Origin of the sequence: Bacillus sp. DHT2, from assembly GCF_026241455.1 — a bacterium.
Taxonomy (GTDB): Bacteria; Bacillota; Bacilli; order Bacillales; family Bacillaceae_G; genus Bacillus_A; species Bacillus_A pseudomycoides.
Map to the genome: position 1 here is coordinate 33,741 of NZ_JAPHWH010000021.1, position 15,135 is coordinate 48,875.

The following is a 15,135-nucleotide window of genomic DNA, read 5'->3' on the forward strand; positions in this document are numbered from 1 at the left end:
TCATAACTTATTATACGTCTTTATTCAAGCGTTTCTCGCTCTCCTAATAGACGGACTGCGTATACTTGTTCACAAAATCCTTTTAAACCATTATAAATACGGTGCATACGCGAATCATGATGCACAAGCCCAAACACAGTTGGACCACTGCCACTCATTAAAACTGCATCTGCGCCAAAGCGCTTCATCTGTGCTTTAATACGTGCAACTTCAGGATGCATCGCAAATGTCACATCTTCTAATACATTTCCAACTGCATTGCATATTCCTTTATAGTCACCTTGATTGATAACTTCAACCATTTTATCTACGTCTGGATGTGTAACACGATTTAATTGTAAATTTCCATATACGTCAGCAGTAGATACACCGATATGAGGCTTCGCTAAAATAACCCAACAAGAAGGAGGTGTCTTTATATGCTCAACCTTTTCTCCTCTTCCTGTCGCAATCGCTGTTCCGCCATATACACAAAAGGATACGTCAGACCCAATTTCTGCTCCAAGTTCCGCTAATTCACCTATTGTAAGACCTAAATTCCATAGCTTATTAAGACCACGTAATGTAGCAGCCGCATCACTGCTTCCACCTGCTAATCCTGCTGCTACTGGAATTGTTTTTTCAATAGCAATAGATACACCTTGTTTTACCTTAAATTTCTCTTTTAATAATTTCGCTGCTTGATAAGCTAAATTACGCTGGTCGTCTGGGACATACCGATTATGGGATACAATTTCAATACGGTCTTCTGATAACTCCGTTAACTCTAAACGATCTGCTAAATCGATTGTTGTCATAATCATTTTCACTTCATGATAACCGTCTTGTCTTTTCCCTAGTACATCTAACGACAGATTAATCTTTGCTGGTGCTTTCACTAGTAGCTTCAATCTATTCACCCACTCTATGTACTCAATCTTTTATCGTTTATTTTACCATAAATTTATAGTAAGACGATGACACTTCCCTAATTATAACGAAAAGCATTCAGAATGAAACTACTTATGCAAAATGATGATACCTTTTGGCGTGCAAAAAGCCGAGGAATTTCTCCTCGGCCACCGTAGCATAGAAGTTATTTTGCAACTACTGGTTTTGTTTCATTAATTGCTGCTGTGCAATTTCAATAGCACGTTTCACCATATTACCAGCATCTTTCGCACGAATTCCGCCCCATCCTTCTTTCTGAACAACATCATAAAATCCAAGCTCTTTTGCAAGCTCTTCTTTAAACTGATTTGACATGACTCCTCTTCGTCTACTCAATGCAGGTCCCTCCTTATTTTGCTACGGTATAATTAGTATGCAAAAAAATGTCTTTTTTATTTATGGGAATATATGTAACAAATTAGACAATTACCCTAAAATAACCTCGTTCTGAGGATCATCATAAAACGTTAATTCTACCGTTTCTGTTAAAACATCTGCATAGCTATAGGAAACACGCTGCAATGTATCTTCTTGTTGATCTAACTGTACAACAAAAACAGAACGATAAGTTTCTGCTAGTACGCCTGATTGTTCCACTGTTTTTCTTCTTCCACTATTCGCCTTTAACATAAGGCGCTTCCCAAGATGATGATCTAATTCACTTTTAATTTCATCTAAACGTTTTGACATATACTTTGCTACACCTCGCTGTAATTTAGAGTGAATACATAAATACATGATATATCTATCCCAATCATTGCCTATACATAACAAGCAATATCTTCGCAAGAACCTAATGCGTTCGAATAGATAGAAGAATTACTATATTGTAAAAGTATTATTGTATAGTCTGTACGTTCTTACCTTTTTTTATCCAAGCACCTACAAATCCTTGTTTATGGTACATCTTTCACCAAACAAACTGATACTTTTCCCATAAGAAAAACAAGGTACATATATACCTTGCTTACTCTTCATAATATTGAAAAGGTAATCCTGTTCGTAAAAGTCCTCGGGTCTCAATACCACCAAGGCCTTTTTGCCCAGTAATAGTATTTCGAACAACATCCCATACATTTACGCGTTCCATAAATGAAGTAAAACTAATCTTCCCCACTACATATACTGGATCCAATGCATGAATATTAATACGCGATGGTGAACTAGCAAAATTAGCACCAGCTCGAATTAATGCTTCAAAATGGGACTGACATGCCCCTGCAAAAATAACAAGTTGATCTAAAGAAGGGTATTTTTTTCGTACTTCCCGAACGGCCTGTACAAAGTGCCGAGAATGACGATAAGCTGCTAAGTCTCCCATAACTCCTTTAGATTTTGTATATGCATCATGACCTGTAATAACCAAAATATCTGGACGAAAATGATCGATTAAATCAACTACCTTTTCATGCATTTCTGTTTCTTTACAATGTACCCCTTGAACTGGAACACCTATCTTTGTATATAAATCTAAACATTTCCGTAAATATAATGGGTCTCCATCTATATGCAAAACCCTACCTGGCATTTGAAAATAATTGACTTCACTCGTATATCCTCCTGTAGAATTATGCTCGTGACGTTGCTTCATCAAAACATAGTCTTGTTGAAACAGGCGATATGTTCGCTCCATCGTTTCCTTCTCCCGCTTTTCCCTTTTCTTATACTCTCTCTGATCAATGCTAATTAAATCTTCAAGCGGTGCATCTGCCACAAGTCTGACTTCTTCTCCAAATAATATTGCAATTTCACCTTTTATTTCTGTAATGCGAAAAAGAATGTCTCGGTTATAAGACTGTCGTTCCACTAAATCTCCAACATGTACAGCCATTATCCTACCTCCAAATTCATTAGGCCATCTCACTAACCATGTTCTGTTTTTAACGTATGAATTTAGAGTGAAAAGGGTGACAAAAAGGACAGCTCGAATTGAGCTGTCCTTTTATTGTTTATCCCGCTATTTGCGACCAGTAAGATCCCCACCTCAAAATTCAGCGAAAGTAAAGAAGTTAGGTGGGGGATTAAAGTTTCACTTTATGAGAGACTAATGCATTACTCAGTGCTGCAAATTCTTCAATTGATAATGTTTCACCTCTTCGCTTTGGATCAATGCCTACTTCTGTTAAAATACGATCTAATAACTCTTTATCTTTCGGAAAACCATTTAGATTATTTGATAAGTTATTCATCAACGTTTTACGACGTTGTGCAAAGCTTGCTCGTACTACTTCGAAGAAAAACTTCTCATCTTTCACTTCAACAATTGGTTTTGGACGTTTTAAAAGACGAATAACTGCGGAATCTACATTTGGTTGTGGGACAAATACGGTGCGCGGAACAGTCATAACTGTTTCTACCTCCGTATAATATTGAATTGCAATAGATAGAGAACCGTAGTCTTTCGTTCCTGGTTTAGCCGCTAAGCGATCTCCCACTTCTTTTTGCATCATAACAACAAACCCACGAACTGGTAATTGTTCTTCTAGCAATTTAAACAAAATTGGTGTTGTAACGTAGTATGGTAAATTTGCTACTACCATTACGTCTTGCCCTTTTTCGAACTGCTCTCCGAATACTTCATGTACATCTGCTTTTAAAATATCTTTATTAATTACAGTTACGTTGCTGTAAGGAGCTAATGTTTCATCTAGAATTGGTAATAGTCGTTGATCGATTTCAAAAGCAACTACTTTCTTAGCACGTTTTGCTAACTGCTCCGTTAACGCTCCAATACCAGGACCAATTTCAATTGCTCCGCTCTCTGGGCCGATTTCTGCATAATCCACAATACGATTTAATACGTTTGTATCAATTAAGAAATTTTGACCTAAACTCTTTTTGAATGAAAACCCGTACTTTTCAACAATATCTTTCGTACGATTCGGTGTTGCGATATCCTTCATTTCTTTTCCTCCTGTAATACTTGTTTATATGCTTCCGCAAATGCTTCTTTTGAAACTTGAAACATTTGTAAACGTTTATGTAGCTGCTTCGCATTTGTATAACCAATCTTTAATAGTTTACCCATTTTTTCTCTACGACTTTTTGCCTGTTCTCCGCCTACTAGTCCAGCATCTACTAAGTCACTCCAACTAATTTCGCTCGTATAGGCTTCCATTTCTTCGTGAACATTTTCTAAAGCACGGCGAATGGATTCATTGGAAGCATGTTCAATTCCGACTCCTTTTTTTCTCTTGGCAAGTGCCTCTTCTTTCGGTAAGAAAGCATGCTTACAACCCGGAACCTTCTCAGAAATAATTTTCCGAATACGCTCTCCCGGGTAATCAGGATCCGTCAAAATAATAACGCCTCGTTTTTGCTGTGCCAATTTTACTTGCTCAATGACATGTTCACCGATTGCTGAACCGTTCGTTTCAATTGTATCTGCATCAACAGCACGCTTAATTGCAACTGTATCATCTTTACCTTCTACAACGATAATCTCTTTAATTTTCATGACTGCCTCCACACTGATTTCGTCTCTACTTAGTAAAACAAAAAAACGAATACTTTTCCATTATTATTTTCCCACTGATACAATTTAAAAAACAGAGGAGAAAAAATCCTCTGCCTACTCTTCTTATTGTAACACTTTAACCTCACTTGTTTTCTTCCCTACAAATATATCCGTTAGTTAGCTAGCTTGTATTGCCTTCTGGGTATTGTTGGCGTCTCTTCATTGGGAGGTAACAATAGTGGCAGGGTAAAAGAAAAAGAATGGAATTCACCATTCTTTCTTATTCAACACCAAATAAAGCTTTTGCATTTTCTGTAGTTACCTTTGCAACCTCTTCGTATGAAATACCTTTTAAGTTAGCAATTTCTTCTGCAACAAATTTCACATAACTTGGCTCATTTCGTTTACCACGAAATGGATGTGGCGTTAAGTATGGACAATCCGTTTCTATTAGCAGCTTTTCCATTGGAATTTCCATTGCAACTTCTTTCGGTTTCTTTGCATTTTTGAAAGTTACTGGCCCACCCAATGAAATTAAAAAATTCATATCAATACATTGTTTTGCCACCTCTACACTGCCACTAAAGCAATGCATAATGCCGCCTACTTCAGCTGCATTTTCTTCTTCTAGAATATCTACAATATCTTGCGTTGCATCACGGTTATGTATAATAATAGGCAATTTCACTTTCTTTGCTAACTGAATTTGTTTACGAAATACTTCTTTCTGTACTTCCTTCGGAGACTTGTCCCAATGATAGTCCAACCCCATTTCACCAAGAGCAACTACTTTTGGGTGTGCAGCTAACTCTTCTAACCAAACTAAATGTCCTTCTGTCATATCAATGGCATCAACGGGATGCCAACCAACCGCTGCATAAATAAAGTCATACGTTTCTGCGAGCTCAATTGCTTTTTTTATTGTTACCTCATCAAAACCAACAACAACTGTATACGAAACCCTAGCTTCTTTCATTCTTGCAATAACTTCCTGTAAATCTTCTTCAAATTGCTCTGCATTTAAATGTGAATGTGTATCAAACAACATAACAAATAACTCCTTTTATTTGAAATAAATTCTATCATAGTAAAAAATCTCTTCCCTAAAAACGTAATAACAATAGTACAATCTTAATACAAAAAAGGAATTTTTAAAAAGATTCCTAACAAGAAAAAAAGATGCTCCACGAATGTTACACGTGAAACATCTCTTATTTTGTCAAGATTACTTGATTTTTGTACCATTTGATAAATTTTGATCAATTGTTGCTAAAGACAATACTCCGTTTTCTTCGCCTGCTAAAATCATACCTTGTGATAATTCACCACGTAATTTCACTGGTTTTAAATTTGTTACACAAATAACTTTTTTCCCTTTTAATTCTTCTGGTGTGTAAAATTTAGCAATTCCAGAAACAACTTGTCGCTTTTCTGTGCCTAAATCAAGTTGAATCTTTAACAGTTTGTCTGCTTTTTTTACAGGCTCTGCTTCTATTACTTCCGCCACACGCAATTCAACTTTAAAGAAATCATCAATTGTAATTTCTTCTGCCTTCGGTTCCTCTTCCTTTTTCTCTTCTACTTTAGGAGCAGAACCTTTCATTTGTTCTTTGATATATTCAACTTCAACTTCTACCTCTAAGCGTGGGAAAATTGGTTGTCCTTTAACTACCTTCGTGCTAGCTGGAATACAACCAATCGTAGAAAGGCTATTCCAAGATTGATAAGCTTCATCAGTAAGGCCAAGTTGTGTAAAGATTTTACTTGGTGTTGCTGTCAAGAATGGCATAAGCATAATGCCCATTTGGCGAAGCATTTCTGCAAGGTGTGCCATTACGGACGCAAGTTTATCACGATCATTCTCATCTTTCGCTAATACCCAAGGTTGTGTTTCATCAATATATTTATTAGTACGGCTAACCAGTTGCCAAATAGAACTCAATGCTACTGAAAACTCCATGTTTTCCATTGCTTCTTCTACTTTTTTCAATGTATCCTGTGCAAACGTTACTAATGTTTCATCAAACTCAGTTACATTTTCTTTAAAAGCAGGAATTTCTCCATTAAAGTACTTATCAATCATCGCTACTGTACGATTTAATAAGTTTCCTAAGTCATTTGCAAGGTCAAAATTAATTCGCTCAACAAAACCTTCTGGCGTAAATACACCGTCTGATCCAAATGGAACCTCACGAAGTAAATAGTAACGCAGTGCATCCAATCCATAACGATCAATTAACGTAACTGGATCAACTACATTACCTTTTGATTTACTCATTTTTCCGTCTTTCATTAAGATCCAACCATGAGCAAATACCTTTTTCGGCAGTGGTAAATCTAGTGCCATTAAAATAATCGGCCAATAAATTGTATGGAAACGAACAATTTCTTTTCCTACTAAGTGAACATCTGCTGGCCAATACTTTTTATATTTCTCTTCATTATCTGTTCCATATCCTAGTGCTGTAATGTAATTAGATAATGCATCTACCCATACGTAAACAACGTGTTTGGGGTTACCTGGCACACGAATTCCCCAGTCAAAAGAAGTACGAGAAACTGCTAAATCTTCTAGACCTGGTTTAATGAAGTTATTAATCATTTCATTTTTACGAGATTCAGGCTGAATGAAGTGTGGATTTTCTTCATAAAATTGTAGTAGTCGATCTACATATTTACCCATTCTAAAGAAGTAAGATTCTTCGCGAACAAGTTCTACAGCATGGCCACTATCTGGACTTTTTCCTCCGACTACTTTATCGCCTTCCATAATCGGATCAACAAGTTGATGTTCTGTGTAGAATGTTTCATCCTGTACAGAATACCATCCTTCATATTCATCAAGATAAATATCACCTTGATCAACAAGTTGTTTAAAAATCTTTTCAACAACTTCTTTATGACGATCTTCGGTTGTCCGAATAAAGTCATCGTAAGAAATGTCCATTTTCTTCCACAATTCTTTAATTCCCGCTACAATGTTATCAACATATGCTTGTGGTGTAACTTGTAGTTCTTCTGCTTTCTTTTGAATCTTTTGTCCATGCTCATCAGTACCTGTTAAATAATGAACATCATATCCTTGCATGCGCTTGTAGCGTGCCATTGCATCTCCTGCTACCGTTGTATAAGCATGTCCAATATGAAGCTTTCCGCTTGGATAATAAATTGGAGTAGTGATATAAAAGGTCTTATTTTCCTCTGTCATTGTTTTGAACCTCCCAAATGACCTCATATGTATTTATAAACAGTATATCAAAAACTGACGCATAAAAACGAATTAATGCTCGATTATCTTTATCATCTATTACTCATATTCAAAAAAAATATACAGTAATTTATCTGAAATATTGATAAAATTTAAAAATACAGTAAAGTACTTGTGTAATTCTTTCATTTTCTATTATATATAAGAAGTATAAAAATCTACAATTCTTTCATAAAATATAAAATTTATGAATTGACGGAAATGTAAATGATTGGTATCATATGTTCATAGGGTATTTTGTCGAAAAATGACGAATTAAAATATAGACTCGCAAACTTACAGAATATGAGGAGGATAACGAATATGAAATCTACTGGTATCGTTCGTAAAGTTGATGAATTAGGCCGTGTTGTAATTCCGATTGAATTACGTCGTACATTAGGTATTGCTGAAAAGGATGCTCTTGAAATTTACGTTGATGACGAAAAAATCATCCTAAAAAAATATAAGCCTAACATGACTTGCCAAGTAACTGGTGAAGTGTCTGATGGTAACCTTTCTTTAGCTGAAGGTAAAATTATCTTAAGCAAAGAAGGCGCTGAACAGATCTTAAACGAACTTCAACAATATATTCAAGCAGTAAAATAAGCTTCTCAATTATGAGAAGCTTATTTTTTATCAACATGATAGATTTGATAGACGTCTCGTTTCGACAAATCTCGATCTTTGGCCGCCTTTTTAATTGCATCCTTTGAAGACATTCCTTGCTCGTTTATGTAATGTTCGATATGATCGTATACTGATATAGCTTCCCACCACTGTTCCTCTGGAGCAGCTTCCTCTTTTGACCCGGATACTAATATACAAAATTCACCACGAACCTCATTTTGCTTTGTCCATTCAATCGCTTCTTCTACCGAACCACGAATAAATTCTTCAAATTTTTTCGTTAGTTCTCGGCACAATACAATTTCTCTATTTCCAAGTACTTCTTTCATAGAAATTAATGTATCATCTAACCGATGCGGCGCTTCATAGAACATCATCGTAGTTGGAACATAACGAAGCTTTTCTAATTCCGCCTTACGTTCTTTTTTATTTCTGTGCAAAAATCCGTAAAAATAAAAATGTCTCGTTTCTAACCCTGATGCAATTAGCGCTGTAAGAGCAGCATTTGCCCCTGGAAGTGGAATAACATGATATTGTTTCTCTACAGCTTCTACAACAATGTCGTAGCCTGGATCAGAAATACAAGGCATACCTGCATCACTTACAAGAGCTACTGTTTTTCCGTCTTCTAGCTTATCTAAAATTTTCTGTCCACTTACTTCCTTATTATGCTCATGATAACTCATAACTGGTGTTTCAATTTCAAAATAGTTACAAAGCTTTTTCGTCTGCCGCGTATCTTCAGCAGCAATGATATCAGCCTCTTTCAATATCCGAATCGAACGAAACGTCATATCTTCTAAATTACCAATCGGTGTTGGAACTAAATATAAGGCTCCCTTTTCATTTGCTTGAAAACTTTTTTGCTGCCACATAGCGTTCTCCTTTTTGCATATATTCTTCTTTTTCTTTTCGCTTTAACTGTTTAAAATGATATTCAGCTTGCATCGCTGTCGTTTTATCTCCATGAATCTCTACGTATTTTAAAACAACAGGAAGCCTAGCACGAGTATAACGTGCTCCCTTCCCACTATTATGAGTTTGAATTCGTTTCTCTAAATTATTTGTATACCCTGCATAATAACTCCTATCTGAACATTCTACTACATAAAAATAATGTTTATTCATCTCCATATAAGATTGAACGAAGCTCCTTTGTATACTCATTATTTTCCTCATATACAAAAAGGGGTGGCAAAATTTTCAAATCTGCATTTCCATCTTTAATTCCTTCTATTAGTAGCGTATTTGCTTCTTTACCCGCCTTTGGATATACAAACTGCACACGTTTTGGTTCAATCTTATACTTTCTCATTAGTGTTACAATATCAAGTAATCGACCTGGACGATGAACAAATGCTACCTTACCACCTTGCTTTACAAGCTGACTACTAGCATATACGACATCCTCTAATGTACACATAATTTCATGACGAGCTATAGCTAAATGCTCGTTAATGTTTTTCTCAGATGCCTTTGGCGTTTGAAAATACGGCGGATTACATGTTACAACATCGTATTGATGACGCCCAAGCTGCTCTGGCATATCCTTTAAGTCTCCATGAATTAACTGGATTCTTTCTTCTAACTTGTTATACTGGATGCTTCTTACTCCCATATCATACAAGCGTTCTTGAATTTCTACCCCTGTAATATTCCCTTTCGTTCTCGTGCTTAACAAAAGCGGAATAACAGCATTTCCTGTACATAAATCAAGCAAATTTCCCTTTTGAATCGGAACCCATGCAAAATTCGCAAGTAACACTGCGTCTAAAGAAAAATTAAACACAGATGGACTTTGAATAATTTTCATTTCTTCCGCTAGTAAATAATCTAAACGTTCATCTTCATATAAGTGCATATACGATTTCCTTTCTTATACTTAACCTACCCTATTTGAACGTAAAACTAAGACCTATTTCATCTTATCTTTACTCTCATGTATAAAAAATTACCTTTCCAATATATTGGAAAGGTAATTTCATTTTTTATTTAAAAATGACAGACAGAATAAACAATCCCCTTCTTTACGTACACTTCCATAATGTAAATTACAGATATGGAAACCTTCTTGATATAGGCGTGCTAGGTTATCGTAGCCTTCACCAATATCCGTTTTAGGCTTCATTTCTTTTCGTTTTTGAGTTTTTTGTTTTTCCTTATTTTGTATTTCTTCAAAACGACGTCGCAAATTTTCATTTTCCATTTTAATATGTTGGTTTTCTTCAAGTAACTCTGCAAGATGTTGCTTTAATTCTCCCAACTGCTTATATAAATGTCCAATTTGCTCTTCCATACTGGAAACCGCTGCAAAAATATCCTTTTTCTCCACAAGCACCCACCTCATTAATCTGTGGTTTGACTCGAAACGACCCCTTCATTAATTAATTCATCTAACGTATATTCTACTATCCGTTCCTTGTCTACTAATTCCACTTGAATTAATCTTTCTAAAATATTTAATCCGATAACGCGTCCAAGACCATGCGGTGTTTGTATACGTTGATCTAAATCAGGAAGTTGCTCTTTTGCCGCTTCATACTCGTCATTCTCATATTTTAAGCAACACATTAATCGGCCACATAAGCCAGAAATTTTCGCAGGATTTAATGATAAATTTTGATCCTTTGCCATTTTAATGGATACAGGTTCAAAATCACCTAAAAATGTAGAACAACAAAGCATACGGCCGCATGGACCAATACCACCAAGCATTTTTGCTTCATCGCGAACACCAATTTGTCTTAGCTCAATTCTTGTCCGAAAAATTGCAGCTAAGTCTTTTACAAGTTCACGAAAGTCAATACGACCATCCGCTGTAAAATAGAAAATAATCTTATTACGATCAAACGTATATTCTACGTCTACAAGCTTCATATCAAGTTTATGTTCCCCTACCTTTTGTTGACAAACTTGATATGCTTCTTTTGCAGCATGTTTGTTCTCTTCAACAATTGTCCGATCATTTTCATTTGCAATGCGAATGACTTTCTTTAGCGGTAGTACCACATCATTTTCATCAACTTGCTTTTTTGTAATAACTACTTTCCCATATTCAATACCTCGTACAGTTTCCACGATCACAAATTCATTTTCTGAGATATCGAATTGATTCGGGTCAAAGTAATACACTTTTCCGGCCTTCTTAAAGCGAACACCTACTACATCATACAAAACGGTCATCCCTCCTGCAACCGCAACACTAACTGTTCGAACACAAGCTGCGCATTTACATTAGCGTTGATTCTATTTTTTGCTTCTAATATATTAAAAAGAGCTGATACAATGCGCTTCTGAGCGTAAGAGAAAGAATGAAACATCTCCTTTTGATCTTGAAAGACAAGACGATCTTCCTCTCCTAATTGAACATATAATAAATCCCTATAAATAAGGAGTAAAATATCTAAACCTTGTTGTAATTGTTCCTTCTCTCCAAAGTGTTTCCCCCACTTTTCTTGTACAAAAAAAAGAGAGGTTGTATCTTTTTCGAGCGCTTCACATAATTTTATCACTAAAGCTCGTGCTTGTGCAAACCATTCATCATTACACAGTAATAACGCTTCCTCAAAACTATTCGTAAGCTGTGCAGCAAGGGTAGATAAAGAAACTGCAATTCCATCCCCCTGCAGTCTCTCAATTAAAGATTCTGTAGACAAAGGTCTAAATGTCACAACTTGGCAACGAGATAAAATAGTATTTAAAATTTGATGACTTTGTTCAGTAAGTAAAATAGCTGTTGTATTGCTGCTTGGTTCTTCTAAAAATTTTAATAAGGTATTAGCAGCATTTGCTGTCATTCGATCTGCATGCTCAATAATATATACCTTTTTATTTGCCTCTAAACCCGTTTTTGAAAACTCTTCCTGTAAATCATGAATTTGTTGTTTTTTAATAGATAACCCATCTGGTCTTACAATATGTAAATTAGGATGGTTACCCGAATCAATCCGGCGGCAATTCGTACATGTATGACACGGCTCTACACCGTTTCTTTGTTTACAAAGAAAACTTTTTGCCATTTGAATTGCCGTTTCATATTTTCCAGTTCCTTTTGCACCTTCTAACAAATAAGCGTGGGATATACGCCCTTTTGCAATACTATTCATCAACATCTTTACACCAATGGGCTGTATAGCAGAAAGCTGCTCCCACGTCCTCGTCATAATGCATACCTCACTTGTTTTATACTTTCCTTCTATTATAACAATTTATCTTCTATAAGCTGAATAACTTCTTCCACAATCTTTTCTATTGGCTGATCTGCGTTCACAACGACTATGCGATCTAAGAAGCGATCTACAACCTGTAAATAACCATCACGTACACACTTATGGAAATCAATACTTTCCATATCTAAACGATTCACTTCACGATTAGCATCCTTTTCGATGCGAGATAAGCCTGCTTCAGGTTCAATATCTAGATAGATTGTTAAATTAGGCATACAATCTTCAGTCGCAAACCGATTAATTTCAAATACCTTATCAATCCCGAGACCTCTTGCATAACCTTGATAAGCAAGAGAGCTGTCAATAAAGCGATCACATAATACAAGATAGTTTTTCTCCAAAGCTGGCATAACTTTTTCTACTAAATGTTGTCTGCGTGCTGCAGCATATAATAATGCCTCCGTACGTGCTTCCATCATCGTATACTCTTGGTTATGTAAGATTGCTCGGATCTCTTCTGAAATCGCTATACCACCTGGTTCTCGCGTTGCTATGACTTTTTGTTCTTTCTTTTCAAAGTACGGTAATAACTTTGTAATTAATGTCGATTTACCTGAACCCTCTGGTCCTTCAATTGTTACAAATAATCCCTTCATCCTAAAACCTACTTTCTTCCTATATCATACACATTCATATATTTTACATTCCCTTGAAAACGAGCACCCGTCTCTTCTAAATAAGAAATTTGTTCGATGTGTTCTGTCGTAATTTCTTCTCCATACATCAGTAATGGAATACCCGGTGGATACGGAATAACCATATCCGCTGCAATCATCCCCGCAGCTTCTTGTAAAGGTACAATTTTTTTCTTATACTTTCCTAATTGCTTATAAGTAAATGGTAAAGAAGAGAATCCCTCTCTGTAAGTATACCGAATAGATGGTATCTTGTCTGTTACCGTATAATTACGTAATGCTGACCGTATTACTTCTATGGCCTTCATATACTGCTCATTCACTTGTAATGGTAAAATAAATAGAACATTATATGGATCTGCCATTTCTGCGTATATACCTATCTTTTCAAATATAGATTGTAATTCATATCCAGACAGCTCACAGCGTGTTTGTACCGTAACTTTTAACTCATCCTGCAAAGGATACTGTAAAACAGCAATTTGTGGAATACCCTGCAATTCCTCCCTAAATCGCCTCACAAACTCCACAATTTTATGACAGCCCTTCTCCTTCATATTTGCTAATGTAAAGCGAGCCACATCTAATGAAGCCATAATCGGATAAGACGGACTGCTAGATTGTAACATATTTAAATAAGAAGAAACTTTTTCTTCATGCACTAAATTACTATTGATATGTAAATAAGACCCCATAGTCATAGCGGGTAATGTTTTATGCGCTGAGTGTACAACTATATCAGCACCGTATTTTAATGCTGACTTAGGAAATGGTTCTCCTATACAAAAATGAGCTCCATGTGCCTCATCTACTAAAACAGGAATATTATGTGCGTGTGCGCACATAATACTTTTCTTTAAGTCAACTCCCATACCATAATAATTGGGATGTGTTAAAATCAATGCCTTTGCTTCTGGATATCGTTCAATAGCTCCCTTAATGACCTCATGCTCAACTCCAACTGGTATGCCATACAATTCATCAATCCAAGGCTCTAAAAATACTGGATTCGCTCCAGCTAACTTCAAGCCATTAATAATAGACTTGTGGCAATTCCTTTGTACAAGAACAATATCATGCTCCTTGCAGCATGATAAAATCATTGCCAAATTTCCAACTGTAGAACCATTAATTAAAAAATAACTCTTTTTTACATTATATACATCAGCCAATAATTGCTGTGCTTCATCTATACATTCAAACGGACTATGCAAATCATCTAATCCTGTTAATTCCGTTACATCAATAGAAAGCACATCACTAAAACCTGCTTGTGCCTGCTCCGGAAAATTCAAACCATTTTTATGTCCTGGAACATGTAAAGATAAAGGCTTTTTATTTTTAAACTGGAGTAACGTCTCATATAATGGTATTCGATTTTGATTCATGTTTATCTCTTCCTTACTTTTCATTCTCTATCTATTATACAGAGATATTAGGGCAAAAAAAATAATAGGCATATGCGCCTATTTATGAATATGATATTTGGATTTTTCGCAGTTGTTCTAAATAGTATATATATTTAGGATCATTCGTTTCAGTTTCTACCATGTCCCGTTCACAAGCATCACATATAAAACTTGTGTGTACATGTATACCATCATCCTTCCTATTCCCACATACAATGCAAACCTCATGTTTTATTTTCATATCTTTATCCTAATCATTTTTCTCTAAATGAAAACGATGTAGGATATTCCTCCCCTCTATTTTAAATTAAAATATACTTACTTCTATTCCTTGACACTTTTCCGGAAAATATACATCGTTTCGTTATATATGTATGATATGAATCCTATTTGGGCAGTGTGTTTGTCACACACATGATGAAATTAAACTTTCTTCCACAGTACTTTTATTATCTTTTCACCTGAAGATATAAAAAAGCACGAGTCAAATGACTCGTGCTTTAATTGCTTGGCGACGTCCTACTCTCACAGGGACAAGGTCCCAACTACCATCGGCGCTAGAGAGCTTAACTTCCGTGTTCGGTATGGGAACGGGTGT

18 protein-coding genes and 1 rRNA gene are annotated in these 15,135 nt (G+C 35.8%); 1 reads left to right on the plus strand and 18 read right to left on the minus strand.

Annotated elements, in window-relative coordinates; all coding sequences use genetic code 11:
• Nucleotides 1-20 precede the first annotated feature (20 nt).
• The 8 genes from ispE to metG form a co-directional block, all read right to left on the minus strand.
• On the minus strand, nucleotides 21-890 hold the full coding sequence (ispE, locus tag ORL93_RS28340; protein WP_018767331.1) for a 4-(cytidine 5'-diphospho)-2-C-methyl-D-erythritol kinase: 870 nt from the start codon (nucleotides 888-890) through the stop codon (nucleotides 21-23).
• A gap of 196 nt (nucleotides 891-1,086) precedes the next feature.
• Nucleotides 1,087-1,266: an acid-soluble spore protein SspF gene (gene sspF / locus ORL93_RS28345; protein ID WP_016116903.1), complete on the minus strand. Its 180-nt coding sequence runs from the start codon at nucleotides 1,264-1,266 to the stop codon at nucleotides 1,087-1,089.
• A 90-nt stretch (nucleotides 1,267-1,356) separates the two neighbouring features.
• Complete coding sequence (veg, locus tag ORL93_RS28350) at nucleotides 1,357-1,620, minus strand: biofilm formation stimulator Veg (protein ID WP_018767332.1); 264 nt, start codon at nucleotides 1,618-1,620, stop codon at nucleotides 1,357-1,359.
• 277 nt (nucleotides 1,621-1,897) lie between these two features.
• A complete protein-coding gene (yabG, locus tag ORL93_RS28355) occupies nucleotides 1,898-2,761 on the minus strand; it encodes a sporulation peptidase YabG (RefSeq protein ID WP_003205440.1) in 864 nt (287 codons plus the stop codon).
• Between the two features lie 190 nt (nucleotides 2,762-2,951).
• Nucleotides 2,952-3,833, minus strand: coding sequence for a 16S rRNA (adenine(1518)-N(6)/adenine(1519)-N(6))-dimethyltransferase RsmA (rsmA, locus tag ORL93_RS28360; RefSeq protein ID WP_016116901.1), 882 nt, complete (start codon nucleotides 3,831-3,833; stop codon nucleotides 2,952-2,954).
• Entirely contained in the window at nucleotides 3,830-4,387 is a 558-nt protein-coding gene (rnmV, locus tag ORL93_RS28365; protein WP_018767333.1) for a ribonuclease M5, read from the minus strand. The genes rsmA and rnmV overlap by 4 nt, the downstream gene beginning before the upstream one ends.
• A gap of 280 nt (nucleotides 4,388-4,667) precedes the next feature.
• Nucleotides 4,668-5,435 carry a TatD family hydrolase gene (locus tag ORL93_RS28370; protein WP_097795723.1) on the minus strand — a complete coding sequence of 256 codons (768 nt, stop codon included), beginning with the start codon at nucleotides 5,433-5,435 and terminating at the stop codon, nucleotides 4,668-4,670.
• 177 nt (nucleotides 5,436-5,612) lie between these two features.
• Complete coding sequence (metG, locus tag ORL93_RS28375; RefSeq protein ID WP_097795722.1) at nucleotides 5,613-7,595, minus strand: methionine--tRNA ligase; 1,983 nt, start codon at nucleotides 7,593-7,595, stop codon at nucleotides 5,613-5,615.
• A 363-nt stretch (nucleotides 7,596-7,958) separates the two neighbouring features.
• Between metG and ORL93_RS28380 the strand changes: the two genes are divergently transcribed.
• Entirely contained in the window at nucleotides 7,959-8,243 is a 285-nt protein-coding gene (locus ORL93_RS28380; RefSeq protein WP_003194210.1) for a transition state genes transcriptional regulator AbrB, read from the plus strand.
• A gap of 20 nt (nucleotides 8,244-8,263) precedes the next feature.
• Here ORL93_RS28380 and rsmI read toward each other — a convergent pair whose 3' ends face one another.
• The 10 genes from rsmI to rrf form a co-directional block, all read right to left on the minus strand.
• Nucleotides 8,264-9,139, minus strand: a complete 876-nt coding sequence (gene rsmI, locus ORL93_RS28385; protein ID WP_003194207.1) for a 16S rRNA (cytidine(1402)-2'-O)-methyltransferase — start codon at nucleotides 9,137-9,139, stop codon at nucleotides 8,264-8,266.
• Nucleotides 9,108-9,398 (minus strand): GIY-YIG nuclease family protein, encoded by a 291-nt coding sequence (locus ORL93_RS28390; protein WP_098161121.1) that lies wholly within the window; start codon nucleotides 9,396-9,398, stop codon nucleotides 9,108-9,110. The genes rsmI and ORL93_RS28390 overlap by 32 nt, the downstream gene beginning before the upstream one ends.
• On the minus strand, nucleotides 9,385-10,125 hold the full coding sequence (locus ORL93_RS28395) for a tRNA1(Val) (adenine(37)-N6)-methyltransferase (protein WP_098161122.1): 741 nt from the start codon (nucleotides 10,123-10,125) through the stop codon (nucleotides 9,385-9,387). The genes ORL93_RS28390 and ORL93_RS28395 overlap by 14 nt, the downstream gene beginning before the upstream one ends.
• A 120-nt stretch (nucleotides 10,126-10,245) precedes the next feature.
• A complete protein-coding gene (gene yabA, locus ORL93_RS28400) occupies nucleotides 10,246-10,596 on the minus strand; it encodes a DNA replication initiation control protein YabA (protein ID WP_016116893.1) in 351 nt (116 codons plus the stop codon).
• Between the two features lie 14 nt (nucleotides 10,597-10,610).
• A complete protein-coding gene (locus ORL93_RS28405) occupies nucleotides 10,611-11,438 on the minus strand; it encodes a PSP1 domain-containing protein (protein ID WP_003194202.1) in 828 nt (275 codons plus the stop codon).
• Nucleotides 11,439-11,443: 5 nt separating this feature from the next.
• Nucleotides 11,444-12,427: a DNA polymerase III subunit delta' gene (holB, locus tag ORL93_RS28410; protein ID WP_018783058.1), complete on the minus strand. Its 984-nt coding sequence runs from the start codon at nucleotides 12,425-12,427 to the stop codon at nucleotides 11,444-11,446.
• Nucleotides 12,428-12,462: 35 nt separating this feature from the next.
• A complete protein-coding gene (tmk, locus tag ORL93_RS28415) occupies nucleotides 12,463-13,089 on the minus strand; it encodes a dTMP kinase (RefSeq protein ID WP_265960120.1) in 627 nt (208 codons plus the stop codon).
• An 8-nt stretch (nucleotides 13,090-13,097) separates the two neighbouring features.
• The gene (locus ORL93_RS28420; RefSeq protein WP_097795720.1) at nucleotides 13,098-14,516 is read right to left on the minus strand and encodes an aminotransferase class I/II-fold pyridoxal phosphate-dependent enzyme; all 1,419 of its coding nucleotides are present in this window, start codon (nucleotides 14,514-14,516) and stop codon (nucleotides 13,098-13,100) included.
• A gap of 82 nt (nucleotides 14,517-14,598) precedes the next feature.
• The gene (locus ORL93_RS28425) at nucleotides 14,599-14,778 is read right to left on the minus strand and encodes a sigma factor G inhibitor Gin (protein ID WP_016116889.1); all 180 of its coding nucleotides are present in this window, start codon (nucleotides 14,776-14,778) and stop codon (nucleotides 14,599-14,601) included.
• 265 nt (nucleotides 14,779-15,043) lie between these two features.
• Nucleotides 15,044-15,135 (minus strand): 5S ribosomal RNA (gene rrf, locus ORL93_RS28430); the annotation flags it as partial.

Excerpts from the sequence above, each read along its gene's own strand:
- ORL93_RS28425 (WP_016116889.1), bottom strand. The coding sequence starts at position 14,778 with ATGAAAATAAAACATGAGGTTTGCATTGTATGTGGGAATAGGAAGGAT.
- rsmA (WP_016116901.1), bottom strand. The coding sequence starts at position 3,833 with ATGAAGGATATCGCAACACCGAATCGTACGAAAGATATTGTTGAAAAG.
- ORL93_RS28370 (WP_097795723.1), bottom strand. The coding sequence starts at position 5,435 with ATGTTGTTTGATACACATTCACATTTAAATGCAGAGCAATTTGAAGAA.
- ORL93_RS28380 (WP_003194210.1), top strand. The coding sequence starts at position 7,959 with ATGAAATCTACTGGTATCGTTCGTAAAGTTGATGAATTAGGCCGTGTT.
- ORL93_RS28395 (WP_098161122.1), bottom strand. The coding sequence starts at position 10,125 with ATGCACTTATATGAAGATGAACGTTTAGATTATTTACTAGCGGAAGAA.
- holB (WP_018783058.1), bottom strand. The coding sequence starts at position 12,427 with ATGACGAGGACGTGGGAGCAGCTTTCTGCTATACAGCCCATTGGTGTA.
- veg (WP_018767332.1), bottom strand. The coding sequence starts at position 1,620 with ATGTCAAAACGTTTAGATGAAATTAAAAGTGAATTAGATCATCATCTT.
- rnmV (WP_018767333.1), bottom strand. The coding sequence starts at position 4,387 with ATGAAAATTAAAGAGATTATCGTTGTAGAAGGTAAAGATGATACAGTT.
- rsmI (WP_003194207.1), bottom strand. The coding sequence starts at position 9,139 with ATGTGGCAGCAAAAAAGTTTTCAAGCAAATGAAAAGGGAGCCTTATAT.
- tmk (WP_265960120.1), bottom strand. The coding sequence starts at position 13,089 with ATGAAGGGATTATTTGTAACAATTGAAGGACCAGAGGGTTCAGGTAAA.
- ORL93_RS28390 (WP_098161121.1), bottom strand. The coding sequence starts at position 9,398 with ATGGAGATGAATAAACATTATTTTTATGTAGTAGAATGTTCAGATAGG.
- yabG (WP_003205440.1), bottom strand. The coding sequence starts at position 2,761 with ATGGCTGTACATGTTGGAGATTTAGTGGAACGACAGTCTTATAACCGA.
- ORL93_RS28420 (WP_097795720.1), bottom strand. The coding sequence starts at position 14,516 with ATGAATCAAAATCGAATACCATTATATGAGACGTTACTCCAGTTTAAA.
- metG (WP_097795722.1), bottom strand. The coding sequence starts at position 7,595 with ATGACAGAGGAAAATAAGACCTTTTATATCACTACTCCAATTTATTAT.